The following is a 23,642-nucleotide window of genomic DNA, read 5'->3' as shown; positions in this document are numbered from 1 at the left end:
GGTAATTAAATATGAGAAATATATTTAGAATTTACAAAAGAGATATAGTTACGATAGCAACTAATTGGGCAGCGTTAATCATGATTGTAGTGCTTATAATAGTTCCATCCTTATATTCATTAATAAATATAAAAGCATCATGGGATCCATATGGAGCCACAAAGGGAATTAAAATAGCTATAATCAATGATGATAAAGGAACTGTATTTAAAGAGAAAGATATAAATTTGGGTGAAGAATTAATAGAAAAGTTAGAAGAAAATGATAAAATGGGTTGGTCATTCGTTGATAAAGAAACTGGAAAAAAAGGATTGTTAGAAGAAAAATACTATGCAACTATTGAAATACCAGAAAACTTTTCAAAAGATCTTACCACATTAGTTGAAAAAGATGTTGAAAAGCCTAAACTAATATATACGGTAAATGAAAAGAAAAATACAATAGCGCCTAAAATGACTGATGCAGGAGTAAAAACATTAAAAGGACAGCTTGATGATAATATAACTAGAACTGTATCAGGAGCAATGTTTAGAGCTTGTAATGAAGTGGGAATAGATATAGAAAACAATAGGGAACATCTTAGAAGAATGATTGATGGAATATATGAATTAGATGAAAATATGCCAGAAATAAAAGACTTGTTAGATGATTCAATAGAAGGAACTGTAAATACTTCAGAATTAATAAAAAAATCTGAGGAAATGATTCCAGTGGTTTATGATAGTATAGATGCAACTAAAGAACTTATAGATAGCAACCAGTACTATTTAGATGAAATAGAAGGAAATCTTTCAGATTTATCTCCATTAATAGAAGAAGAACTTGTAAATGGTGAAAATTCATTAGATGCTTTAAACGTAACCTTAGCAAATATTGATGAAAAAGTATTGCCAGATGTTGCTAGAAAAACTTTTATAGCTTTATCGGATTCATCAAAAGACTTACAGAAAATAGTTAAGACTGCTAAGTATGACTTAAAAACTATAAAGTCACACATAGATAAAATAAGCAATATTGAAATAAAATTAAAAGAATCTGAAGATAATGAGATAGAAGATCCAAATCAAAGTAAAAAAGATAATAAAGAATTAAAATATTTACAAGGAATACAAAAAGATTTAAAGAATGTAAATAAGAAAGTTGATAGGGTAATTGATAAATTAGATTTAATTTATGATAGGCTTGATGTGGTAATTGATAGATCTAAGGAAGAAATAGAAAAAATAGATACTGATGGAATAGATATTCAAGCATTAACTGATACAAGAAAAATACTAGATGACATTCATTCATTAGTAGCAAATTTAGTAGATAATTATGATTCAGAACTTGTACCAGTTATTGAGGATGGATTTAAATCAATTAGAGAAATATCTGATAGTGGATTAGTATTATTAGAGCAAGGAAAAGGAATATTACCAGATGTTGAAAATTTATTAGGAGATTTTACTGAAATAACTAATTTATCTAATGAGCAATTAGTAAAGTTACAAGATAAATTTCCGGATATACAAGATAAAGTACATAAGCTAGCACATAAACTTAAAGCAGTAGATGAAAAAGATCAAATAGATGAACTACTGGACATGATAACTAATGATTGGGATTCTCAAAGTGCATTTATGTCTAGTCCAGTCGAGATTGAAGATAATAGGTTATTTCCATGGCCTAACTATGGTTCAACTGCTACACCATTTTATACAGTGCTATGTTTATGGGTTGGGGGATTATTAGCATCAGCTTTATTATCATTAGAAGTACATGAATTTGAAGATGGAACTCTAATTAAGCCTTATCAAATGTATTTAGGAAAGTTATTAATGTTTTTATCACTTGCAGTATGTCAAGCTTTAGTTGCAAGCACAGGTGCAATTTGGATATTAGGGAGTTATTCATTGCATCCAGCAATGTATATTTTTTATTCCATATTTGTTAGTGTAGTATTTATGACTGTGATATATACTGCAGGAAGCCTGTTAGATGATGCAGGAAAGGCTGTTATAGTAGTAATATTAGTATTACAAATTGCGGGGACTAGTGGTAACTTTCCAATAGAAGTTACACCAGTATTATTCCAAAAAATATATCCCTATTTACCATTCACATATGCTATAAATGGTATGAGACAAATAATGGCTGGGATAGTATATCCTATATTAATTAAAGACACTATAATATTAAGTGTATATATGGTAGGAGCATTAATTTGTGGAGTATTATTAAAGGGACTATTAAATAAAACAACAGCTAAACTTATGGGGAAATTAGCTGAAAGTGGTATACTAAGACATTAGAATCAGTTATTAAGAGATGAAAAACTAATTATTGGTTTTTCATCTCTTATTTATGTGTTAAATTGTAAATGACTATACTGATAAAATAATTAAAATTTAAATATAGGATAAAAGAAAACGTTTCTATTTATTAAATGGAAATTTAAATGTGAAAAGTGTGTATTTAAGAATGGTAAAAATATTACGATTATTTAAATATCAACAAAAAAAGTTATATATGTAAAAAATAACAAATAATTATGTACATTTACAGTACAATACAGTAAAATTAATATTAAAGGTGATTTTTATGGATAATTATAGAAAAAAGATAAATATTATATCGATAGATGAAAAAAATATATTTAAAATTTGTTTAGCTACATTAGCGATTTATTTTTTAGCTAATTTAATTTTTAGATGGAAGTTTAATCAAGTAATTATAGCTTTTAGAATTTATTATTTAGTTGGTATGATTATATTTAGTATTTTATCAAAACAAGTATTTCATTTGTATAATCATAACAAATACAATTATATTTATATGTATATATATTGTCTTGTTTATGTGATTTTATTTGGACATAGTATTCAGGTTGCACCACGTAGTAGCTACAGTACTGAAATACTCACTAATTTTATTATATTATTTGAATTATATTTTGGTTTTAAGACTATAGAATATAATCATAAAACAGAAGAAAAAAGTTATATTATATATATTGTTTTAAAAATTTTTATTATCTTAAATTTAGTTTTATACTATAAGATATTTGACATAATATCAATAGTAGTGTTTTTAAGCTGCATTGAATGCTTTTTAATATATAAAATTTTTGTTAATAATGATTCAAGATCATACAATCAATTTAATATAAATACTTATTTAGTATTAGTAGCATTAATCCCAATAGCAAGTTTTTTTAGTTTATTTATGTATCCCCTAAATGGAAATTTATTAAGACTTAGAGAAATATTATTTTTAAGTGTATTTAATATATTTTTTAGTATGTTTTTTAAGAATTTTATGAGAAATCCTTATAAGGAATTAGCAGAATCATTAAATAAAAAAAATAAAATATTGGATGAATTATCTGAAGATATATTTATAAAAAATAAAGAGTTGGAAACATCTATACTAAATTTAAGGAATAAGGAGTATTTATATGAGACATTTTTTAGATTTATGCCTCATCCAATAATATTGATTAGTTTAGAAAATAATAGAATATTATTTGCAAATAAAGCTTTCTTAAATTTAGTAGATATAAAAAATGTTAGAGATGTGATAAATAAAAAAATAAATAAGTATATACATTTTGTTACATCTAATAATGATAACGATCTGAGTTTCAATGCTATTTTAAGTTCTAAGACTGAGGAAAGGTTTGTTAATGCTAAATTTTTGTCAATGTATAAAGATAAAATGGAAGATTTAATTTTAATAGAAGATAACACATCTAAAGTATTAACAGAAGAGATAAAAAAAGAAGTTGAAAGTAGAATGGTTGAAGAAAGAATAAGAACAGAATTTTTATCTAGCATAAGTCATGATTTAAAAACACCTATAAATGTTATATATTCATCTATACAAGTACAACGAATATATACTAATAAAAACGATATAAAATCATTAAAAAAATATAATTCTATATCTAAAATGAATTGTATATCACTTATAAAGTTAACTAATAACTTAATTGATATGTCAAAAATAAATTCAAATTTTTTGATGCCTAATTTAGAAAAAATTAATGTTGTTGAAACAACAGAAGACATAGTTACATCTCTTGTAGATTATGCACAAAGCAACAATGTAGAGATAATATTTAATACTAACACTGAAGAAAGTTATTTAAATTTAGATTATGAATTTTTACAAAGAATAATTTTAAATCTAATATCTAATTCAATAAAGTTTACTCCAAGTGATGGAAAAATAATAATTGACATATTAGATAAAGAAGATAGCGTAAAAATATCTATAATGGATAATGGAGCAGGTATGAATGAGGAGTTTATAAAACAAGCTTTTTGTAAGTATTCAATGGATAAATATTCGATAAAATCTAAAAATGGGACAGGCATAGGATTATTTGTTGTTAAAAAATTAGTTGAACTACAGTCAGGTACAATTGAAATAAAAAGTAAACTAGGACAGGGCACAAAGATAACAATAATATTTCCAAAGGAGAATTTAGATGAGTAAGATTCAACAAGATTTAAATCTGTCTAGTTTAAAATCAGGTACAAAAATTAAAATTTTATCTATTGAATTTATAATATACTTAATTTACAATTTATATTTTTATATTAGTAAACAATATAAATTGTATTTGTTGGTCAATACATTAATATATTTATCAATTGTATTAGCAATTTGTTACATATGTTTTATTAAAGAAAATACAATCAAAAATTTATTTATTGAGTATATATCATTTGAACTTCTTTTAGTAGGGTTAATTTTGTCATTAAAATTATCAAGGTTAATTTTAAATTTTGATATTGCTTCAAATACCCAGTATATATGTTTAGGAGTTATAATATATTATTTTGAAATAATATTACAATGTTTAGGTTTTTACTTTATTAATAAAAAAGAAGATTTGAAAAAAACAATACCAATTTTTTTAGGTATATTTATTATAACGTTCATAATAATGAATTGCAGTGTTCATAAGTATATATATATAAATACAAAAATTTCAATTATTTTTTCTATAGTGAGTATAATTGTAATTAGTTATGTGATTTTATATATGATAAAGACTTTAGGAAATTACAAAAGTTTAACAAGTGAAGATTTCATTGAAAATTTAAAGTTATATGTAATTTTAAGGTATTTAACATATATAGTTAGCACAATCTTAATTGGTACTAACAAGTTAATTGTAATAGCTGGGGGAGTGAAATTATTAGCATTTTATATGTTATTTAAGGGTATAGTAAATTATATGATTAATGAGCCAATGAAAAATATGAAAGTGAATTTAGAACGAACTCATGAAGTGAATTTAGAGTTGCATAGAACATTAAAGAAGCGTAATCGAATATTAAATGATACCAATATAATGATAGAAAAAAGTGAGAGCAATTATAATAAATTGATAGATTCTGTATATGATGGTGTACTTTTATTTTCGAAGAATAAATTACAATATATAAATAAAGCAGGATTAAAATTATTAAATGATATAAATAAGGAAAATATTATAGGAATTAGTTTAGAAAAATTTATTTTAGAAAATTTCAATTTTAATTTATATCATAGTAATGAAAAAGAAATATGTATAAGTGATCTTAAATTAAAAAATGCTGATATAGTGGTAACTCTATTTATAATAGATATAGATGAAAATAATAAGTTATTATATGCACATGATGTAACTGAATTAAATAAGACTAAAGCTATGAAAAATCAACTAGAAAAGTATTTAAAAGAAGAGGAATTAAAAAATCAGTTTTTCTCTAATATTTCTCATGAATTACGTACTCCAATAAATTTAATATATTCAGCGATACAACTTAATGAGATTTATTTAAAGCAGAAAAAAGTTGATAATGTAAGTAAAAATAATGAAATAATAAGACAGAATTCCTTAAGACTAATAAGGACTATCAATAATTTTATAGACACAAATAGAGTGTCAGAGGGATATCTTAAACCAGATTTTAAAATTTATAATATTGTTGAAGTAGTTGAAAATATAACTATTGCATGTAATAAATATATAAATAAAGCTGAAATAGGTTTAATATTTGATTCAGAAAAAGAAGAGATATATGTAAAATGTGATAAAGATATGATTGAAAGAATTGTATTAAATATTATTTCGAATTCTGTAAAATATGGACAAAAAGGTAGCCATATAAATGTGACTATAGGCATAGAAGAAAGCAATTTAGTTACAATAAAAATTGAGAATAACGGAAATAGAATTGATGAAGACACAATACCTCATATATTTGATAAATTTACAAGAATAAATAAATCTTTCAATAGACCTAAAGAGGGAAGTGGTTTAGGTTTATTCTTAAGTAAATCATTGACAGAATTACAAGGGGGAGAGCTTGCTTTAGAGTTAGATGAAAAAGAAAATCTATTTGTAATAAACTTTCCCATTGCATGTGATGTTAATTCTTCAGATGTAAATTGTGATTTAGAAATTAATAATATAGAAGAAAAAGTAGATATAGAATTTTCAGATATATATATGGATTAAACTATATTTTTAGAAAGTCTTAAAGAATGTCATTCTAAAATATCAACTCTCCACTAAAAAAGGATGGCGTAGCACCAATTAAACATAATTTTAAAAAAATCAACATATAAATTAAATAAAAGATAAGTATTATTTTTTAAAATTATGGAGTGTTGATATGAAAGAAGAAAAAAAGAAAACTAAAAAAATATTTCTTATACCATTAATATTATCAATAGGAATACCATTAATAATAGCTAGTTTTATAAATGTTATAATGCCATATATGGGAGAGTTGTACGATAGCTTAAATAAACCATTTTTTGCTCCACCAGGAAGTGTTTTTCCTATTGTATGGACTATTCTCTATATATTAATAGGAATAGCTTGTTACAGAGTATATATACTTAAATATAGAGGGATTGATATAAGCTCAGCAATATTTACGTATTCTATACAGCTATTATTAAATTTTTTATGGGTCTTCATATTTTTTGGATTAAGATTATATGGAATAGCTTTTATTGAATTATTAATAATATTATTTTTTGCAGTTTTAACATTTATTAAATTTTATAATAAAGATAAAATTGCAGGATCGTTATTTATTCCATATTTACTTTGGCTCACCTATGCTGGAGTATTAAATTTTTATGTATGGATGTTAAATGAAATGTAGATTTTTCTAATAGGATTAGAAAGATGCTAAAAAATAAGGTTAGTTGCTGCAGACGGGAATGCAGTAAGCTAGCCTTATTTTTGTTTTAATGTTAATATATATGTTGGTAAAAGATAATAAATAGAGTAGTGATTTTAAGGAGGTAAGGCATGGCAAAGGTAATTATTGCAGAAAAACCTTCTGTTGCAAAAAATATTGCAGATGCGTTAAATATAAAAACTAGAAAAGATGGTTATTTTAAAGGTGAAGAGTACTATATCACTTGGGCTTTTGGTCATCTTTTGCAATTATATGATGCAAAAGATTATGATGAAAATATGAAGGGATGGAGAATGGAGAAGTTTCCATTTATTCCTGAATCTTTTCAATATAAGGTAAAGTGTGATAATATTGATAGAACAGTTGAAGATAAAGGCGCTGCAAAACAAATTAATATAATAAAGTCATTAATAGAGCAAGAAGATGTAGACGGAGTTATATCTGCTACGGATTTTGATAGAGAAGGGCAAGTAATTGCAGATGAATTATTTAATTATTTAAATATACAAAAGCCAATATACAGATTATTGTTAAATGAATGGACTCCAGATGAAGTAAAAAAAGGGATGGGGAGTTTAAAAGAAAATAAAGAAATGCAATTTTTGCAGGATGCAGGAATAGGAAGGCAATGGACAGATTGGATTATTGGAATAAATTTAACTTCTGTTAGTACATTGAAGTATAAATTTGAAGAAAATAAAACTATTAACATAGGTAGAGTATTATTACCAACGTTAAAGATAATATATGACAGAGATAAAGAAATAGAGAATTTTGAAGCTACTACTTACTATAAATTAACTTCTACATTTAAAAATTCAAGTAATGAAGAATTTGATGGGTTATATTATGAAAAGGAATCAGAAAAGTTTGAAGATAAAAGTGTTTTAGATAATTTAGTAAAATTACTAGATGGAACTAATGCAACTATAATAGACAAACAAACTGAAAAAAAGAAAGATTATCCACCATATCTTTTCAACTTATCTAATTTACAAGGATATATAACAAGTAAGTATAAAGGATGGACATCAGACAAAGTATTAAAGGTTGCACAAAGCCTTTATGAAAAGAAATATACAACTTATCCTAGAACAGCAAGCGTGGTCTTAGAAGAGAGCTTAGAGGACAGAGCAAGGAAAGTTTTAAATACATTAAAAACAGGATTACCTTACGAAAAAGAGATTAAGTTTATAAAAACTAAAAGAGTATTTGATAATTCAAAGGTTGAAAGCCATAGTGCAATAACACCAACATATATTAAGCCAAATGGACTTAGTAAAGATGAAGAAATTGTCTATAATGCTATTAAAAATAGATTTATAATGCAGTTTATGCCTATTGCAGAGTTTGAAGAAACAAAGATAAGATTAAAACCATATAATGAGGAAATACAAGGAGAATTTATATCAAAAGGAAAAGTTCAACTTGTAGAGGGATGGAGAGTAGTTGAAAAAATAGATACTAAAGATACAATACTTCCTATGGTTAATGTAGATGAGAAAGTAGATATAGTATCAAATAAAGTAAATAAAGTAACTAAAAAACCACCAAAGCATCACACAGAAAAAACATTACTTAGGGTCATGGAAACTTGTGGTAAGGGCATAGAGGGAAAAGAAGATTCTGAGGAGATGATGCAATCTATATTAAATGGATTTAGTATAGGAACTCCAGCAACTAGAGCAGAAACTATCAAAAAACTTAAAGATATTGGATACATAGGAACTAAAGGCAAAAGTCTTATATGCACTCAATTAGGCATAAATATAGTTGAAATATTTCCAGTTCAAGAACTTTTAGATCTTGAGTATACAGGAAGACTTGAAAGCACATTATCTGATATAGAAAAAGGTAAATTTAAAAAGTCTGATTTTATGAGTTTGATATATGATTTTACGAATAATGCTGTTGATAAAATCAAAAAGGATACATCAGCTTTATCTAAATTTAAAGTGGAACTTCCAGAAGGTGCAGAGGAGATTGGAAAATGTCCTGTATGTGGAAATTCAGTCATTGAAAATGAAAAAAACTTTGGATGTACAAATTGGAAAAATGGATGTAAGTATACAATATGGAAAGATGATAAATATATATCATCCTTTGGTAAAAAAGTTTCTAAAGAAATGGTTGCTTTATTACTTAAAAATGGAAAAGTAGGTTTTAGAAATTTAAAGAGCAAAAAAGGAAATACTTTTTCAGCATATTTTAGATATGAAAAAAATGAGAAAACAGGATATTTTAATTGGATGATAGAATTTATATAAAATAAAGGCTATGTTTTAGTAGCGTGTTGATATATAAATAAATAAAATGGACTGAGTAATTGAACTTAGGAATTCTCAAAATCCAATTACAATGCCACTTTACCTATTGTATATATCAACACATATTTAAAACAGAGTCATTTACAAAAAGACATTGTAAAATCAATTTTCACTTGATTTTGCAATGTCTTTTTTATTAGATGGATACTATTTTTTATAAAATGTTATTTTACAAGAATAAGTTATATTAACTATCTTATAAAATGATACATAAATATTGCTAAGTGATAAGATAATGGAGCCATAAATACAGTCATAAGACCTGCAACGCCAATTGAAAGGCTACTCATAGCACCTTCTGTATCTCCAAGTTCTAAAGCTTTTGTAGTACCTACAGCATGAGCAGCTGTACCAATTGATATTCCAATTGCTACTTTATCTTTAATTTTGAATACTTTACATATAGCAGGTCCTAATATAGCACCCATAATTCCAGTAATTATAATTGCAAGTACAGTAATAGGAACTAGTCCACCTAAGTTGCTACTTATTTCAATACCTATTGGTGTTGTTACAGATTTTGGAATTAAAGATTTTATTATAGTAGAATCTAATCCTACGAAATAAGATATTCCCATTACAGAAAACATTCCAATAATGCTTCCTAAAAATACTCCAGAAAAAATAGCTACAGCATTTTTCTTAAGTAATTCTATTTGCTTATAAAGTGGAACAGCTAGTACAACTGTTGAAGGTCCTAAAAACATATTAATGAATTGTCCACCTTCATTATAAGTACTAAAATCTATATTAAATGCAAATAAGAAACATATTATAAATGCAATTGCTATAAGTAATGGATTTAATAAAGCAACACCTGTTTTTTTATTTATAAATATGCCTATTTCAAATGCGATTAAAGAAAGCACTAAGCCAAATAAGATGTTATTAATTATTATGTCCAATTATTTCACTTCCCCTTTTTTGATGTTTTGATTTTTTTGATATAAATTGAACTATTAAACCAGTAGAGGCTATAATTATTATAGTTGTACATAAACAAACTATAAGCAATTTTAACCAATTAGACTTTATTATATTTAACGAAGTCATAAGTCCTACGCCAGCAGGAATAAAGAAGAATGCTAAATGATCTAGTAAGAAATCTGATACGTTTGAGATATTATCAACTTTGATTACATTAAAGCATAGTAATAAAAATAATATAATCATTCCTAAAATATTACCGGGTATAGGTAATTTAAAGAAAGATGATAAAAATTCTCCTAGTAAATAAATAATTAAAATAATTAAAGCTTCTTTAAATAATTTCATCTTTTCCTCCCCAAAACTATGTATTAAATTTAAAATTTAAAAATATAATTTCTAAACAATAAGTTCACCTATATAATTTATCACTTGTTGAGCAATAAGTAAAAGGTTTATAAAGCCAAAATAATAAAAGATTTTCAGAAATAATTCTAAAAATCTTTTATTAGAGTGAGTATAGTGAATTTTTCTACAAAAAACTCGGAATTATTAATTAATCTGAATATTTAGACATGAAATTCACTTATTTCTCTAAAGATTTATTTTTAATTAAACGTTTTTCTAAAAAAGCTACTATTTCATACATTATAAAAGCAATCACAGAAAGTATTATTATACTCATCATAACCATATCCAATTGGGCAATTTGACCACCATATACAATTAAAAAACCTAAACCCTCTCTAGCTACTAAAAATTCTCCCATTATTACACCAACCCATGACAATCCAACGTTAATTTTTAATGCTGATATAAAAACGGGAATGGAGTAAGGAAAAATTAAATGTCTTAAAATTTGAAGTTTAGATGCCCTAAAAGTTTTCATAAGCATGATTTTATCACTGTCTATTTCATTAAATCCACTTAACACACTTATAATTGTAGTAACAATAGAAATTAATAAGGCTATTACAATTATAGCAGTAGTACCATTACCAACCCAAAATATAATTATTGGTGCTAAAGCAACTTTAGGTAAGGCATTTAATACTACTAAATAAGGGTCTAATACTTTAGACGCAAAAGGACACCACCATAAAATTACGGCAATTGCTGTTCCAAGAACAGTTCCTAAAGTGAAGCCAAGTATTGTTTCATAGCAGGTTACCCAGATATGACGCAATAAAGTGCCATCAGCATAAAAAGATACAAGCGATTTATACATTCTAGAAGGAGTAGAAGTTAGGAAAGGATCAATCCATTTTAAGTCACCTGCAATTTCCCAAAGTGCTATAAAAATAACTAATATTAAAAGTCTAGTAATTACAAGCTTTATTTTATTGTGTTTTAATTTTTTCAAATATATATCATGTTCTTTACTCATTGTATTGATCAAGCTCCTTCCATAAATCATTAAAGTAACCTCTAAACTCTGGTTCTTTTCTTCTTTCAAAAGGAGTGATGTCTTTTTTTGAAAACATTATATCCACATCTTTTTTTACCTGTGCAGGTCTTTTAGATAACACAAGTATTCTACTAGAAGTAGAAATAGCTTCAGATATATCATGAGTTACCATTATTGCAGTTTTCTTTTCTTTTTTTATTATTTTAAATACATCATCACATACTAAAAGTCTTGATTGATAATCTAAAGCGGAAAAAGGTTCATCTAAAAATAGTATTTCAGGGTTAAGTGCTAATGTTCTTATTAGAGCTACTCTTTGTCTCATTCCACCTGACAATTCGTTAGGATAATGTTCTTTAAATTTTGATAATCCATAGGTCTCAACTAACCCATTAACTCTTTCAACAGCTTCCTTAGTAATTTGTTTTTTAATTTTTAGTCCAATTAAGACATTGTCCCATACATTTAACCATTCAAATAAATGATCTTTTTGAAACATATATCCTATTTTATTTAAGTTGTTTTTTATATCTTCATCTTTATAAAGTATAGATCCACTAGAAGCTTTTAATAATCCACTAATTATATTAAGAAGTGTAGATTTACCACAACCAGATGGACCTAGTATTGATATAAACTCACCATCATTTACTTCAAAACTAATATTATTTAATGCTTTAGTTTCACCCTTTAGTGAGTGATAGTTCATAGATAAATCAGAGATTTTAAGCAAGCTCAAAGCAAATCACCAATCACATTTATTTAGTTGCTTTTTCAGCAAAACTATTGTCTACAATTTTATTGAAATCAGGTTTTGATGGAATTAATGACTTATCATACTCTTGAATTATATCTATCAATCTATCCAAATTTTCTTCTTTAATTGAAGGATCATGAGCTAAAGCATCTATTTTATTATAGTTATTTATAACTGTTATAATTATATCTCTGTCGGTTCCAGGGAAAAATTGAATTATTGAGTCAGCTATTTCTTCAGGAGTATGAGAAAAATACCATTGTTGACCCCTATACATAGCTTTTGTGAATTTTTCTATTACGTCCTTATTATTGTCTAGGTAAGACTTAGTTGCAAAGAAACAAGTATAAGGAATAACTCCAGAATTTTCACCAACAGATGCTAAGATACATCCACTACCTTCTTTTTCAAGCATTGAAGCAGTAGGTTCAAATAATGCAACATAATCTCCAGTGCCACCTTTAAATGCACCAGAAGTAGCAGCAAAGTCTATATTAGTTACCATATTAACATCAGTTTTAGGATCTATATTATTATTTTTCATAGCGTACTCTAAAGCCATAGCAGGTACTCCACCAGGTCTTCCACCAATAACTTCTTTTCCTCTTAATGTATTCCAATCAAATTTTGTTTCTTTATTTCTCCCAACTAAGAAAGAGCCATCTTTTTGTGTAAGCCCAGCAAAGACTACAGGATAATCTTCTCTTCCCTGATTATTAATATAAATTACTTGTTCAGGACCACAGAATCCGATATCAGCATTATTACTTAATACAGCTTGCATAACTTTATCAGCGCCTTGTTCCACTGTCACTCAAACACAATATTTTTTCGTCAACTGGTTCCATTAATTCTCTTCTTTTCTTAGAATCTCTAGATCCAACGGTATCTATTTCCAAATCTTTAGTTTCTCCATCCCATCGTATCTCTTCTGTTAGACCTCTAATAAGTTCCCTAATTTCATCATGTTCAAGAGAATCTATTAATGAACATTTATTCAATAAAGATTTAATGAAAGATAAATTGATTTCTTCAGCTTTTAGGTTAGTCAAATCATCTTTATGTTTTAGTGAATTATCATTAAGTTCCTTTAATTCATTTTTTAAGTCCTTAAGTTTAGGAATAATTAAGTCTGACAAATCAGGATCAAGTGATATTTTATCAAGTAAATTATCTATCTGTTTTTTCTTTTGCTCAATAAGATGATCTATATTTTCTTTTTCATTCACCTCATGAAAATCCTTTGATTTTTCCTTAAGTTGTTTTTCCAATTTATTTATAAGATTAAGTTTATTTTCACCAAGTTCCTTTATAGCATTTATAACTATCTGATCTATAAGTTCAACCTTTCCATTTTTATTATCACACCTAGAACCCTTGGAGTCTTTTTTCAATGAACAGGTATAATAAAAATGTCTCTTTCCAGTTTTCTTACTTACTACTCCGTGGACTATCCTAAGTTTTGAACCACATTTTTTACATCTAATAATTCCAGTTAAAAGAGCGTTATGACTTCTAGAGGAAACCACAAATTTATCTTTATTGACTTCCCTTATACTTTGAACCATTAACCAATCTTTAGGTTCTATAATTCCTTTATGTTTGCTAACAGCAGCAATCCAATCTTTAGTGTCTCTAAAAGATCTTGAAAAATTACCATCTCTAGTATAATTACTTTTGAGCTTATTATAAGTTAATATTCCATGAACACTGTCAGGAGTTCCAACTACAGTCATATCTTGTTCAGCAAGGTATGAGAAAATTTCATCACTAGATTTAACATAAACAGTATTAGTTAATATTCTTTTTAAAGATGTTTTATCAAAATTTGAACCACGTCTAGTTTTATAGTAATTTGCAAGCATGTAGGCTTCAAGATTAGATAAAGATTTAAGTTCTAAATATTTATCAAAAATAATTTTAACAAGCTTTAATTCTTCTTTGTTTTCAGATAATTTAGTGAATGAACGTTCATTTAAATTTTCATCCATATATTTAACAGTTTTTGAATCATATCCAAGTGGAGGAGTACCACCAAGCCACCTACCTGATTTTGCAAGTTCTATCATATTATCTCGAACTCTTTCAGCTATTGTTTCACGCTCAAATTGAGCAAATACAGAAGCAATATAAATCATTGCTCTACCCATTGGTGTACTAGTATCAAATTCTTCTTTAATACTTATAAAATCTATATCATACATTTGAAGAGTTTCAAGTATATTTGAAAAATCAGATACATTTCTTGAGATACGGTCCAATCTATAGCAAATTAAAATTTTGAATTTTTTTTCTTTAATATCTTTTAAGAGTTTTTTAAATTGTGGCCTATTTGTATTACCACCAGAGAATCCTTCATCTTCATAAATAAGAAATTCATATTTCTCATTAGATCTATTTCTAAGCTTTTGCATATAATCCTTACACATTTGGATTTGATTTTCTACACTATCACCTTTACCAGTAAATGTTGACTTTCTACTGTAAATAGCTACTTTCATTATTTTCACCTCATTTTGATTTATGGGCATATGTAAATATATTTTTAATTTGTTACTTGTATTATTAAACTTTTATTTTTACTATTGATTTATGGACGTTAAAAAGATATTTGTTCTTCTTTAGGAATTTATATTATTAAAAAATTTGTGGATAANNCGTTTGGAAAGGGCGCATGGCTAAAAAAAATCGACGGCTCCAAAGTCGCCTTAGCGATTTTGTTCTTTAATATTTAAAACTAGATATGTAGGCTTATATATAAAACATTAGATTTTAATAAAATATAAATATAATTTAAAAGTTAAAGTAACAAAATAAATGAATAATAAATAAAGCGGAGAAGAGGTAAGTTAAAATCTAAGTCTTACATGATTTTAATTTTATGTAAGACTTAGATTTGGCTTTTAGGGGAAATAAATTAGTATTTTAAATACATTTAGAGGTTTATCTAATATAACTAACATACTTATTTTTTGCATAATGCCAGCTTTTATGTATTAATTAAGTATATTTGCCAATTATCCTGTCATAGGGTATGACTCAATATGCTTTCACATATATTTTTTTATTTTATTAATTAAATAATTTTTTAATTAATGATTAGGGGACAGGACTAAAGAAATATTAGTTTAAATACATCTCATGTTAAATATATATATTTTGTAATATAGATTAACAAAATTAACAGGCATTTAGCATATAATCAATAAAATATATGTTAATAAAAAATCTTTATTTTGTTAAACTAAATATTTTATTTAATATATTTAGTACTTAAAAATCTAATTTTTTAAATTATTTTGAAAATCTATATATTGTGTAGCTTAAGTAAAAGATAATATTTAGAAGCTGGAACTAAATGTTATTCTAATACTTAGCTACAAGTGTTAACTTTAATAGATTTCCTAATACTAATTAATTTGCAAAGTAGCTAATAAATCTTTAATTTAAAATAGTTAATAAAAAATATTTCTATATTAAAAATTATAATGGCATTGTAAATTAAAAAACTATTTCATAAAATCACATATACTTAATCTAATTTCTAAAATTTCTTCAGGTACCTTAAGCTCAAAAGCAACTTCTTTAATTGTTTTTCCTTCAAACATATCCTTAGATAAATTTGGAATAAGCAATAATGAAGAAAAAAGATCAGCTTCTCTTTCAAATTTACTTACATTAAACAATGTATGAGTTTTTAGAAATGTGAAATTTTGCTTAGTATGAAGAACAGCATGGCCAAGTTCATGACCATATGTAAAACGTTTTCTTATAGAGTTTAAATTTTTATTTATAAATATAAATCTATTTCTAGCTACATATTGATAAATACCATTAATTTCAGAATGCAAATCACGCTCTTCACACTTAATTTTTTCTAATTCACATAATTTAATTGGATCAGTTGTTTTATGCTTGTTTATTAGCTTTAGATACTCTTTTCTTACAAAGCACAAAATATCCACCTCCATTTTTTTATTTCCCCTAATTTAAATTGATATCTTTAGTGAAGTGAAGAAAGTAATTCTTAATTTAAAAATTACTTTCTATATTTTTTCGGTGTGTATTTCTTGTTTATTATTTTAGCTTGACGCATTCCATAAGCTAATGTGTCTAATAAACTTTCAAGTGCTTCATCTGACATCGGTTCTCCAGATAACATAAGTCCATCTTGGTTTTTTAATAATTCATCTTTTAGTGCATCAATCTTTTTTTCTATGTCTTTTTCATCTTTTAAAGATAAAAGTGATTCAGTATTATTTTCACCTTTTTCTTTAATTTCAATATGACCAGCAGCATCAAGAAGTTCTGCATAAGAAACAGTATTGTTGGAACAAACTGCGATTTTTCTTAAAGTATCAGGTTTTGGGGCTTGTTTATTTTTGTTATTTAATATTTTGGATAAGTTGCCAGCACTTATATCACATTGCTTAGCAAAATTATTTAAACTGTTATCACCTTGGGCTTTTTTTATTAGCTCAATAAGTAGTTCAGAATTAAACATAAGATTCCAGCTCCTTTTAATATCATAAATTAATTTTATAGTGTTTGTTGCATTAATGCAATAGCTAAATGTAAAATATTAAAAAAAGTGTTGCATTGTTGAAATGAAACGGTATATAATTATTGCATACAGGAAATGTTGCATATAAGAAACAGGGGGAGAATTTATGAATATCAGGTCAGAGGGGATAAAAAAATTAGTAGAAGAACAATTTGGAGGGAGTTGTAATAAGTGTGCTAGAAGTCTTGGAGTATCGCCAGCTACAATATGTAGGATAGTTAATGGAAGTAACAATGCTGGAATAAAAGTATTAGCATGTGCTGTTAAGTACTGTGAAGATAAGCATATAAAGCATGATAAGTATATATTTTTTTGATATATTTATTTCATGAAATAAACAGTAGTGATTTTATAAACAAGTTATTGAATTTTAGCGTTTATAAATAGCATGGGAATTTTAATATACTTAATGATTTAAAAGGTAATTAATTAAATGTTATCAAGTGGCATAGTATTAAATGAAAGTTCTTAAGTAAGGGGGAATGGAGCTTGAATATAAATGTCAGCATTAATTACCCTGATGATATGAAAGCATTAGAAGAGAAGGCAAGTAAATTAATGGCTTCTATATTAGTTAAAAAGCTCCAACCAAAAGAAATTGAAACTCTCATTGATATACTAAAGGATGATAATCAGATTACTTGGTAAAAATTAAGATTCAGTTTTGTATTAATTGTTATCTAAGGCTAGCAATAATTAAAGTATTAATGATGCTGGCTATTAGATACAATTTATAAGTAAAAATTATATTTATAACTTATGTATTTTGGCTAATCAGCAGCAAAGAGAGTTTTTAATCTCTCACTTAAGGTTCCTAATAATATCATATTAATATCATAAAAATGCATGAGTTTATTTATGGGAGTGTGAAAGTAGTGGCAGATATTAAGTGGATTAAGATAACTACTAATATGTTTGAGGATGAAAAAATCAGATTAATAGATGCTATGCCTGAAAGAGACACTATTCATTATGTGTGGATTAGATTATTAGTACAAGCAGGCAAAACTAATTCTAATGGGTTTATATTTTTAGGGGAGAATATTCCATATACGGATGAAATGTTATCTACAATTTTTTGTAGACCGTTAACTTCTATTAGATTAGCATTAAAGACTTTAAAAGATTTTAGAATGATAGAGGTTGATGAGGATAATCTTATTAAGATTATTAATTGGGAAAAACATCAAAATGTTGAGGGCATGGAAAGAGTTAGGGAACAAAATAAAATAAGGGCAAGGAATTTTAGAGATAAGAAAAAGCAACTTAAAGAGCCAGTTAAGGTTAAGAAAAATGAAGAGACAGAAATTTTGGATTGTAATGGGGATAAGTCTGTCCAAAATTCAGAAGAAGTTAACAGTAACGTTACTGAATTAAAAAGTAACGTTATGCAAAATAAAAATAACGTTACAGTAACGAAAGAGAATAAGAGAGAGAGTAAGAATCAGAATAAGAAGAAGATAAAGAATAAGAGAGAGAGTAAGAAAAAGACTGAAGAAGAAAATAAGGCAGAGAATGAAAGCAAGGTTAAGAACAATGAGATAGATGATAAAAACTTAGAGGATAATAATAGTGAGAGTAGCAAATGTAGAAGTAGAAATAATAAGCTTAGTGATGAAAACTTAGAAGATAAAAGCAAAAACTTTGAGAATGATGATTTTTTTAAAGAACAGATTAGCTTTAAGGATGAGTTAGAAGAGGCTAATAATAAAGATTCACAGGTGAGAAAAGATTGTGAAGTTAAACCTGTTGCTGGTAATAAAAAAGCTATAGATGAGCTTTTAGATAGTGCAACAGAGCTACTTAAGTATTATGAGGGTATGACTGGAATAATAGGTGGACTTAACTTAGGTTATATTAAGTTAGCCATATCTATACATGGGTTTGATAATGTTAAGATGGCAATTAATAAAGCATTAGAGCTTAATAAGGATAATACAAATTACATTAATGGCATACTTAAAAATTGGAAAAGGGAAGGCTATCCAAGTGATGATAAGAATTATAAGAGAAGAGTTACTAAAAATAGCTCAAACTTAAAATTTGATAATTTTGAAGCAAGAAAATATGATTATGATTCTTTGGAGAAGAAATTACTTGGATGGGAGGGTAAAGAGCAGGTATAGTAAAATTCCCATGTACAAGCTTAAACTTATACATGGGAATTTTTATAATAGAAAGAAAAATTGTTAAATTAAGGTGACATTATTTTACTTCAAATTTTGTGATTTCTCTTTGTGTTAATTGAGCAGCAGATGCGTTAGTAAGCAAGCCTTTGCTTGTTAAGAAGAATTCCTTTTCAACGATAAGCTCCATTAAAGCTTTTACTTCTTCTGCTGATATATCTGGCTTAACACCACTTATAGTAAGTGTTGTTTTAGAATCAGCTTGATTTACGAATGTCATTGATAAAATGTATTCCATATTGATTTACCTCCTTTTTAATTTGTTAATTTGAAATTATTCACTCATTAGCTTAGAAGTATCAGTTATAAAGAAATTTCTACAGTCAGCAGCTAAGGTTTTTTCAATTTCTTCTGCAACTTCAAATACTTCATCAGGTGTTTTCTTTGGATTTACATTAGAGAAATTCTTCTTAGTGTAAATTGGATCTCCAAGTTTGTCTTCTCCTTTTTGCACCTCAATAGAAAGAGTACAACCAGTTTGCAATTTATTAATAGCCATGATTTTTACCTCCTTTAATTTGTTTTCATATAGGATATATGTATTTGGGGGAGAAATTACAAGACAAAAGAAAAATAAATTTTATTTAATAAAATAATTTTATGAACATTTATTAAAGTTACTGCATAAAAAGATAATATATAGATAGATGTTTATTGATATATGAACAATGTATACTAACTACAACATTACTATTGACTTAATATAGATAATTGTCTATANNTATAGACAATTATCTATATTTGGGGGTGGGTTTATTGAACTATGAGAATAATTCCAAAATTATTAAAGCAATTTCTGATCCAAATAGATTAGAAATTATTGATATATTATCTTGTGGAGAAAGATGTGCATGTGATATATTGAAAAATTTTAAATTTACTCAACCAACATTATCTCATCATATGAAAGTATTAATTGATTGTGAAATAGTAAATGTTAGAAAAGAAGGATCTTGGAATTACTACTGTTTGAATATCAATAAATGCAATAATCTAATTTTATTCTTGATGAACATCATTGCAAATACAGATGACTGTATTTGCAATGATAAAACAAAATATGAATGCAAATAAAGGAGTGAATTAATATGAAAAAAATGATTATATTTGATCCAGCTATGTGTTGTTCAACTGGTGTATGTGGACCTTCAGTAAATCCAGAATTATTAAGAGTATCAACAATAATAAATAATTTAAATGGTAAAGGAATATTAGTTGAAAGATACAATCTAACAAGTAATCCACAAATATTTGTAGATAATAAAATTATAAATGAAGTATTAATGAAGAAGGGAATAAGTGTACTTCCAGTAACTATGGTTAATGGAAAAATAGTTAAGGTAGGATCTTACCCAACTAATGAGGAATTCTGTAGATTATTAGAAATTCCATCAGAGTATTTAAAAGCAAATATAAAAAGACCTAATGGATGTGGATGTAAGGGCGGATGTTGTTAAATTAATAAGGAGTGATATGAATGTATAAAGGGTTTGATATAAAAGATATAAATTTAACTAAATATTTATTTTTCACTGGAAAAGGTGGAGTAGGTAAGACTTCAACAGCTTGTGCAACAGCAGTATCTTTAGCAGATGAAGGGAAGAAGATAATGCTTATAAGTACAGATCCAGCATCTAATCTTCAGGATGTATTTAATACTGAACTTAATAATAAGGGAGTGCAAATAAATGAAGTTCCTAATTTAGTAGTTGCTAATTTTGATCCAGAACATGCAGCAGCTGAATATAAAGAAAGTGTTATAGGACCATATAGAGGAAAATTACCAGAAGCAGTATTAAATAATATGGAAGAGCAACTTTCAGGTTCATGTACAGTAGAAATTGCAGCTTTTAATGAATTCTCAGGTTTTATTACTGATGAAAAAGCGGCTAATGAATATGATCATATTATTTTTGATACAGCTCCAACTGGTCATACATTAAGAATGCTTCAATTACCATCTGCATGGAGTAATTTTATTAGTGAAAGTACTCATGGAGCATCTTGTCTAGGGCAATTAGCAGGTCTTGAAAGTAAAAAGGAAGTTTATAAGAATGCGGTTGCTAATTTAGCAGATGATAGAAAAACTACACTTATTCTTGTATCTAGACCTGAGCCATCTCCATTAAAAGAAGCAGAACGAGCATCTAATGAACTTAAAGATATTGGTGTGCAAAATCAAATATTAGTTATGAATGGAGTATTACAAGGGCATGATGATGCTTTATCAACTGCATTATATGAAAAACAACAAAATGCATTAAAAGATATTCCAAATGGTTTAAGGAATATTAAAACTTATGAAATACCATTAAGACCTTATAATATAACAGGACTTGAAAATGTAAGATCATTATTAAAGGAAAATAATATTAAGTTAAGTACAGATTTAATAAATACAACTTCTATTCCAACGTTAAATAATGTAATAGAGGATTTATTTAATAGTAATAAAAAAGTGATATTTACAATGGGAAAAGGTGGAGTTGGTAAAACAACTATTGCTGCAGCTATTGCTATTGGTCTTGCAAAAAGAGGTAAGAAAGTTCATTTAACAACTACAGATCCAGCAGCACATTTAAAATTTGTTGTTGATGAAGGTTTTGGAATAACTTTAAGCAGTATTGATGAAAAAGAAGAACTTTTAAAGTATCAAGAAGAAGTTCTTAATAAGGCAAGAGAAACTATGAGTGAAGCTGACATTGAGTATGTAAAGGAAGATTTAAGATCACCTTGTACTCAAGAAATTGCAGTCTTTAGAGCTTTTGCAGATATAGTTGAAAGGTCTGAAAATGAGGTTGTAGTTATTGATACTGCACCAACTGGTCATACTCTATTACTTTTAGATTCAACAGAAAGTTATCATAGAGAGATACAAAGATCAGAAGGAGATATACCGAAGTCGGTTAAAAAACTTTTGCCAAAGTTAAGAGATCAAAAACAAACAGAAGTTATAATTGTAACTTTAGCTGAAACTACGCCTGTATTTGAAGCGGTGAGATTACAAAAAGACTTAAATAGAGCCGATATAAACAGTAAGTGGTGGGTGATTAACTCAAGTCTTTATGCTACAAACACTAGTAATGAGATATTGAAAGCTAAATCTAGCAATGAAATAAAATGGATAAATGAAGTGGATAAAATATCAAATGGAAATTTTGCAATAATTGAATGGAAAGCTGAAGAAGTAAAAGGAAATAAGCTTAAAGAACTATTAAATTAGTTATAAAAATAATTGAATTTATTGTCATTTCAATTATTTCACCACAATAATTGGTGTTGTGGTGGACAAATTTTACAAAATGACGTTTAAAAGGAGCTTAATAATGAAGTTTGCTGTTATTGGAGATATCCATGGAAATAAATATGCTTTAGAAAAAGCTTTAATTGATATAAATAATAAAAATGTTGATTTTATTATTTCAACAGGAGATTTAGTTGGATATATGCCTTACCCTAATGAAGTTATTAAATTAATTAGAAAAAATAATGTAATTGTAGTTAAAGGAAATCATGATAAATATATATCAGAGTGCAATAAGATAAGTACAGAAATCATTAATAAAATGGCAGATTTAGAGATTCAAAAGAGTGCATCGCTAGCCTTCACTAATTGGATTATATCTGATGAAAATAGAGATTACCTAAAAGCATTAATGAATAAGCTATGTATTGAGCATGAAGGTATAAAAATAGTAGTTGTACATGGAAGTCCATTTTTGATAGATGAATATGTATATGGTAATGATAACTGTTTAGCTAATATAGGAAAATTAGTAAATGAAGATGTTATTATTTGTGGACATACACATATACCATATTTTAAAAAAATTAATAATAAATATTTTATAAATTCAGGTTCTATTGGAAAACCTAAACATGGAGAGTCTTTGGGAACTTATGTAATTGTTGATATTTTAAATGGTAGTGTTAAATGTACTATAGAAAAAGTAGAGTATGACGTGGAATTAATGATTAAGGATATAGAATGTAATAGAATGATTTCTAATGATTTAATATCTATGTTAAGAAAAGGCATTTAAAAAACTATTTTGGAGGTAATAAAATGAGAATAATAGTTATAGGAGCAGTAGCAGCAGGAACATCTGCAGCAGCCAAGGCAAGAAGAAATGATGATTTTGCTGAAATAGTAATATACGAAAGAGATAAAGATATATCTTATTCAGGTTGTGGCTTGCCATATTATATAGGTGGAGGAATTAAAGAGCTTGATGAACTTACTCCAAGGAATCCTTTATTTTTTAAAAAGAAATACA

Annotated in this window: 23 protein-coding genes; 13 read left to right on the top strand and 10 right to left on the bottom strand. The window is 26.6% G+C overall.

The window, feature by feature from the left end; translation table 11 throughout:
* Positions 1-11: 11 nt before the first annotated feature.
* From NG904_RS13880 to NG904_RS13860, 5 genes are all read left to right on the top strand, one after another.
* Positions 12-2,294, top strand: a complete 2,283-nt coding sequence (locus NG904_RS13880; RefSeq protein WP_252232136.1) for a YhgE/Pip domain-containing protein — start codon at positions 12-14, stop codon at positions 2,292-2,294.
* Positions 2,295-2,583: 289 nt separating this feature from the next.
* Positions 2,584-4,482 (top strand): sensor histidine kinase, encoded by a 1,899-nt coding sequence (locus NG904_RS13875; protein WP_252232134.1) that lies wholly within the window; start codon positions 2,584-2,586, stop codon positions 4,480-4,482.
* A complete protein-coding gene (locus NG904_RS13870) occupies positions 4,475-6,499 on the top strand; it encodes a sensor histidine kinase (RefSeq protein WP_252232126.1) in 2,025 nt (674 codons plus the stop codon). The genes NG904_RS13875 and NG904_RS13870 overlap by 8 nt, the downstream gene beginning before the upstream one ends.
* A 157-nt stretch (positions 6,500-6,656) precedes the next feature.
* Positions 6,657-7,157, top strand: a complete 501-nt coding sequence (locus NG904_RS13865) for a TspO/MBR family protein (protein ID WP_252232124.1) — start codon at positions 6,657-6,659, stop codon at positions 7,155-7,157.
* Between the two features lie 149 nt (positions 7,158-7,306).
* A complete protein-coding gene (locus NG904_RS13860) occupies positions 7,307-9,463 on the top strand; it encodes a type IA DNA topoisomerase (RefSeq protein ID WP_252216744.1) in 2,157 nt (718 codons plus the stop codon).
* 251 nt (positions 9,464-9,714) lie between these two features.
* Here NG904_RS13860 and NG904_RS13855 read toward each other — a convergent pair whose 3' ends face one another.
* The 8 genes from NG904_RS13855 to NG904_RS13820 form a co-directional block, all read right to left on the bottom strand.
* Positions 9,715-10,428, bottom strand: a complete 714-nt coding sequence (locus NG904_RS13855; protein WP_252216741.1) for an LrgB family protein — start codon at positions 10,426-10,428, stop codon at positions 9,715-9,717.
* Positions 10,412-10,798 (bottom strand): CidA/LrgA family protein, encoded by a 387-nt coding sequence (locus tag NG904_RS13850; RefSeq protein WP_252216738.1) that lies wholly within the window; start codon positions 10,796-10,798, stop codon positions 10,412-10,414. The genes NG904_RS13855 and NG904_RS13850 overlap by 17 nt, the downstream gene beginning before the upstream one ends.
* Positions 10,799-11,036: 238 nt before the next feature.
* Positions 11,037-11,837, bottom strand: coding sequence for an ABC transporter permease (locus tag NG904_RS13845; protein WP_252216735.1), 801 nt, complete (start codon positions 11,835-11,837; stop codon positions 11,037-11,039).
* On the bottom strand, positions 11,830-12,597 hold the full coding sequence (locus NG904_RS13840; RefSeq protein WP_252216733.1) for an ABC transporter ATP-binding protein: 768 nt from the start codon (positions 12,595-12,597) through the stop codon (positions 11,830-11,832). Before NG904_RS13840 ends, NG904_RS13845 begins: the two co-directional genes overlap by 8 nt.
* Before the next feature lie 19 nt (positions 12,598-12,616).
* The gene (locus tag NG904_RS13835; protein WP_252232164.1) at positions 12,617-13,399 is read right to left on the bottom strand and encodes an ABC transporter substrate-binding protein; all 783 of its coding nucleotides are present in this window, start codon (positions 13,397-13,399) and stop codon (positions 12,617-12,619) included.
* Between the two features lie 7 nt (positions 13,400-13,406).
* On the bottom strand, positions 13,407-15,116 hold the full coding sequence (locus NG904_RS13830; protein ID WP_252232122.1) for a recombinase family protein: 1,710 nt from the start codon (positions 15,114-15,116) through the stop codon (positions 13,407-13,409).
* A gap of 1,008 nt (positions 15,117-16,124) precedes the next feature.
* Positions 16,125-16,586, bottom strand: coding sequence for an ImmA/IrrE family metallo-endopeptidase (locus NG904_RS13825; protein WP_252232120.1), 462 nt, complete (start codon positions 16,584-16,586; stop codon positions 16,125-16,127).
* A 68-nt stretch (positions 16,587-16,654) separates the two neighbouring features.
* Positions 16,655-17,119, bottom strand: a complete 465-nt coding sequence (locus NG904_RS13820; protein WP_061307072.1) for a hypothetical protein — start codon at positions 17,117-17,119, stop codon at positions 16,655-16,657.
* Positions 17,120-17,285: 166 nt separating this feature from the next.
* Between NG904_RS13820 and NG904_RS13815 the strand changes: the two genes are divergently transcribed.
* The 3 genes from NG904_RS13815 (at position 17,286) to NG904_RS13805 (ending at position 19,305) form a co-directional block, all read left to right on the top strand.
* Positions 17,286-17,495, top strand: coding sequence for a helix-turn-helix domain-containing protein (locus NG904_RS13815; protein WP_061307073.1), 210 nt, complete (start codon positions 17,286-17,288; stop codon positions 17,493-17,495).
* 173 nt (positions 17,496-17,668) lie between these two features.
* Positions 17,669-17,827, top strand: coding sequence for a hypothetical protein (locus NG904_RS13810; RefSeq protein ID WP_154694873.1), 159 nt, complete (start codon positions 17,669-17,671; stop codon positions 17,825-17,827).
* A 227-nt stretch (positions 17,828-18,054) separates the two neighbouring features.
* Complete coding sequence (locus tag NG904_RS13805; protein WP_252232118.1) at positions 18,055-19,305, top strand: phage replisome organizer N-terminal domain-containing protein; 1,251 nt, start codon at positions 18,055-18,057, stop codon at positions 19,303-19,305.
* 79 nt (positions 19,306-19,384) lie between these two features.
* Here the strand turns inward: NG904_RS13805 and NG904_RS13800 are convergent, their stop codons facing one another.
* Both NG904_RS13800 and NG904_RS13795 read right to left on the bottom strand, forming a co-directional pair.
* The gene (locus NG904_RS13800; protein WP_252232116.1) at positions 19,385-19,603 is read right to left on the bottom strand and encodes a DUF2922 domain-containing protein; all 219 of its coding nucleotides are present in this window, start codon (positions 19,601-19,603) and stop codon (positions 19,385-19,387) included.
* 36 nt (positions 19,604-19,639) lie between these two features.
* Positions 19,640-19,864, bottom strand: a complete 225-nt coding sequence (locus tag NG904_RS13795) for a DUF1659 domain-containing protein (protein ID WP_252232114.1) — start codon at positions 19,862-19,864, stop codon at positions 19,640-19,642.
* 257 nt (positions 19,865-20,121) lie between these two features.
* On the opposite strand from NG904_RS13795, the gene NG904_RS13790 reads away from it, so the two are divergent.
* The 5 genes from NG904_RS13790 to NG904_RS13770 all read left to right on the top strand — a co-directional run.
* Positions 20,122-20,439, top strand: a complete 318-nt coding sequence (locus tag NG904_RS13790; RefSeq protein WP_252232112.1) for an ArsR/SmtB family transcription factor — start codon at positions 20,122-20,124, stop codon at positions 20,437-20,439.
* Positions 20,440-20,453: 14 nt separating this feature from the next.
* Entirely contained in the window at positions 20,454-20,822 is a 369-nt protein-coding gene (arsD, locus tag NG904_RS13785; protein ID WP_252232110.1) for an arsenite efflux transporter metallochaperone ArsD, read from the top strand.
* Positions 20,823-20,842: 20 nt separating this feature from the next.
* Positions 20,843-22,588, top strand: coding sequence for an arsenical pump-driving ATPase (arsA, locus tag NG904_RS13780; protein ID WP_252232108.1), 1,746 nt, complete (start codon positions 20,843-20,845; stop codon positions 22,586-22,588).
* Positions 22,589-22,691: 103 nt separating this feature from the next.
* A complete protein-coding gene (locus tag NG904_RS13775; RefSeq protein WP_252232106.1) occupies positions 22,692-23,408 on the top strand; it encodes a metallophosphoesterase family protein in 717 nt (238 codons plus the stop codon).
* A 23-nt stretch (positions 23,409-23,431) separates the two neighbouring features.
* The coding region (locus NG904_RS13770) for an FAD-dependent oxidoreductase (protein ID WP_353846066.1) at positions 23,432-23,642 on the top strand (211 nt) is incomplete at its 3' end.

Origin of the sequence: Clostridium sp. ZBS15, assembly GCF_023845705.1 — a bacterium.
Classification (GTDB): Bacteria; Bacillota; Clostridia; order Clostridiales; family Clostridiaceae; genus Clostridium; species Clostridium aquiflavi.
The sequence above is the reverse complement of the archived record's forward strand: the minus strand, read 5'-3'. Positions and strand labels throughout refer to the sequence as shown.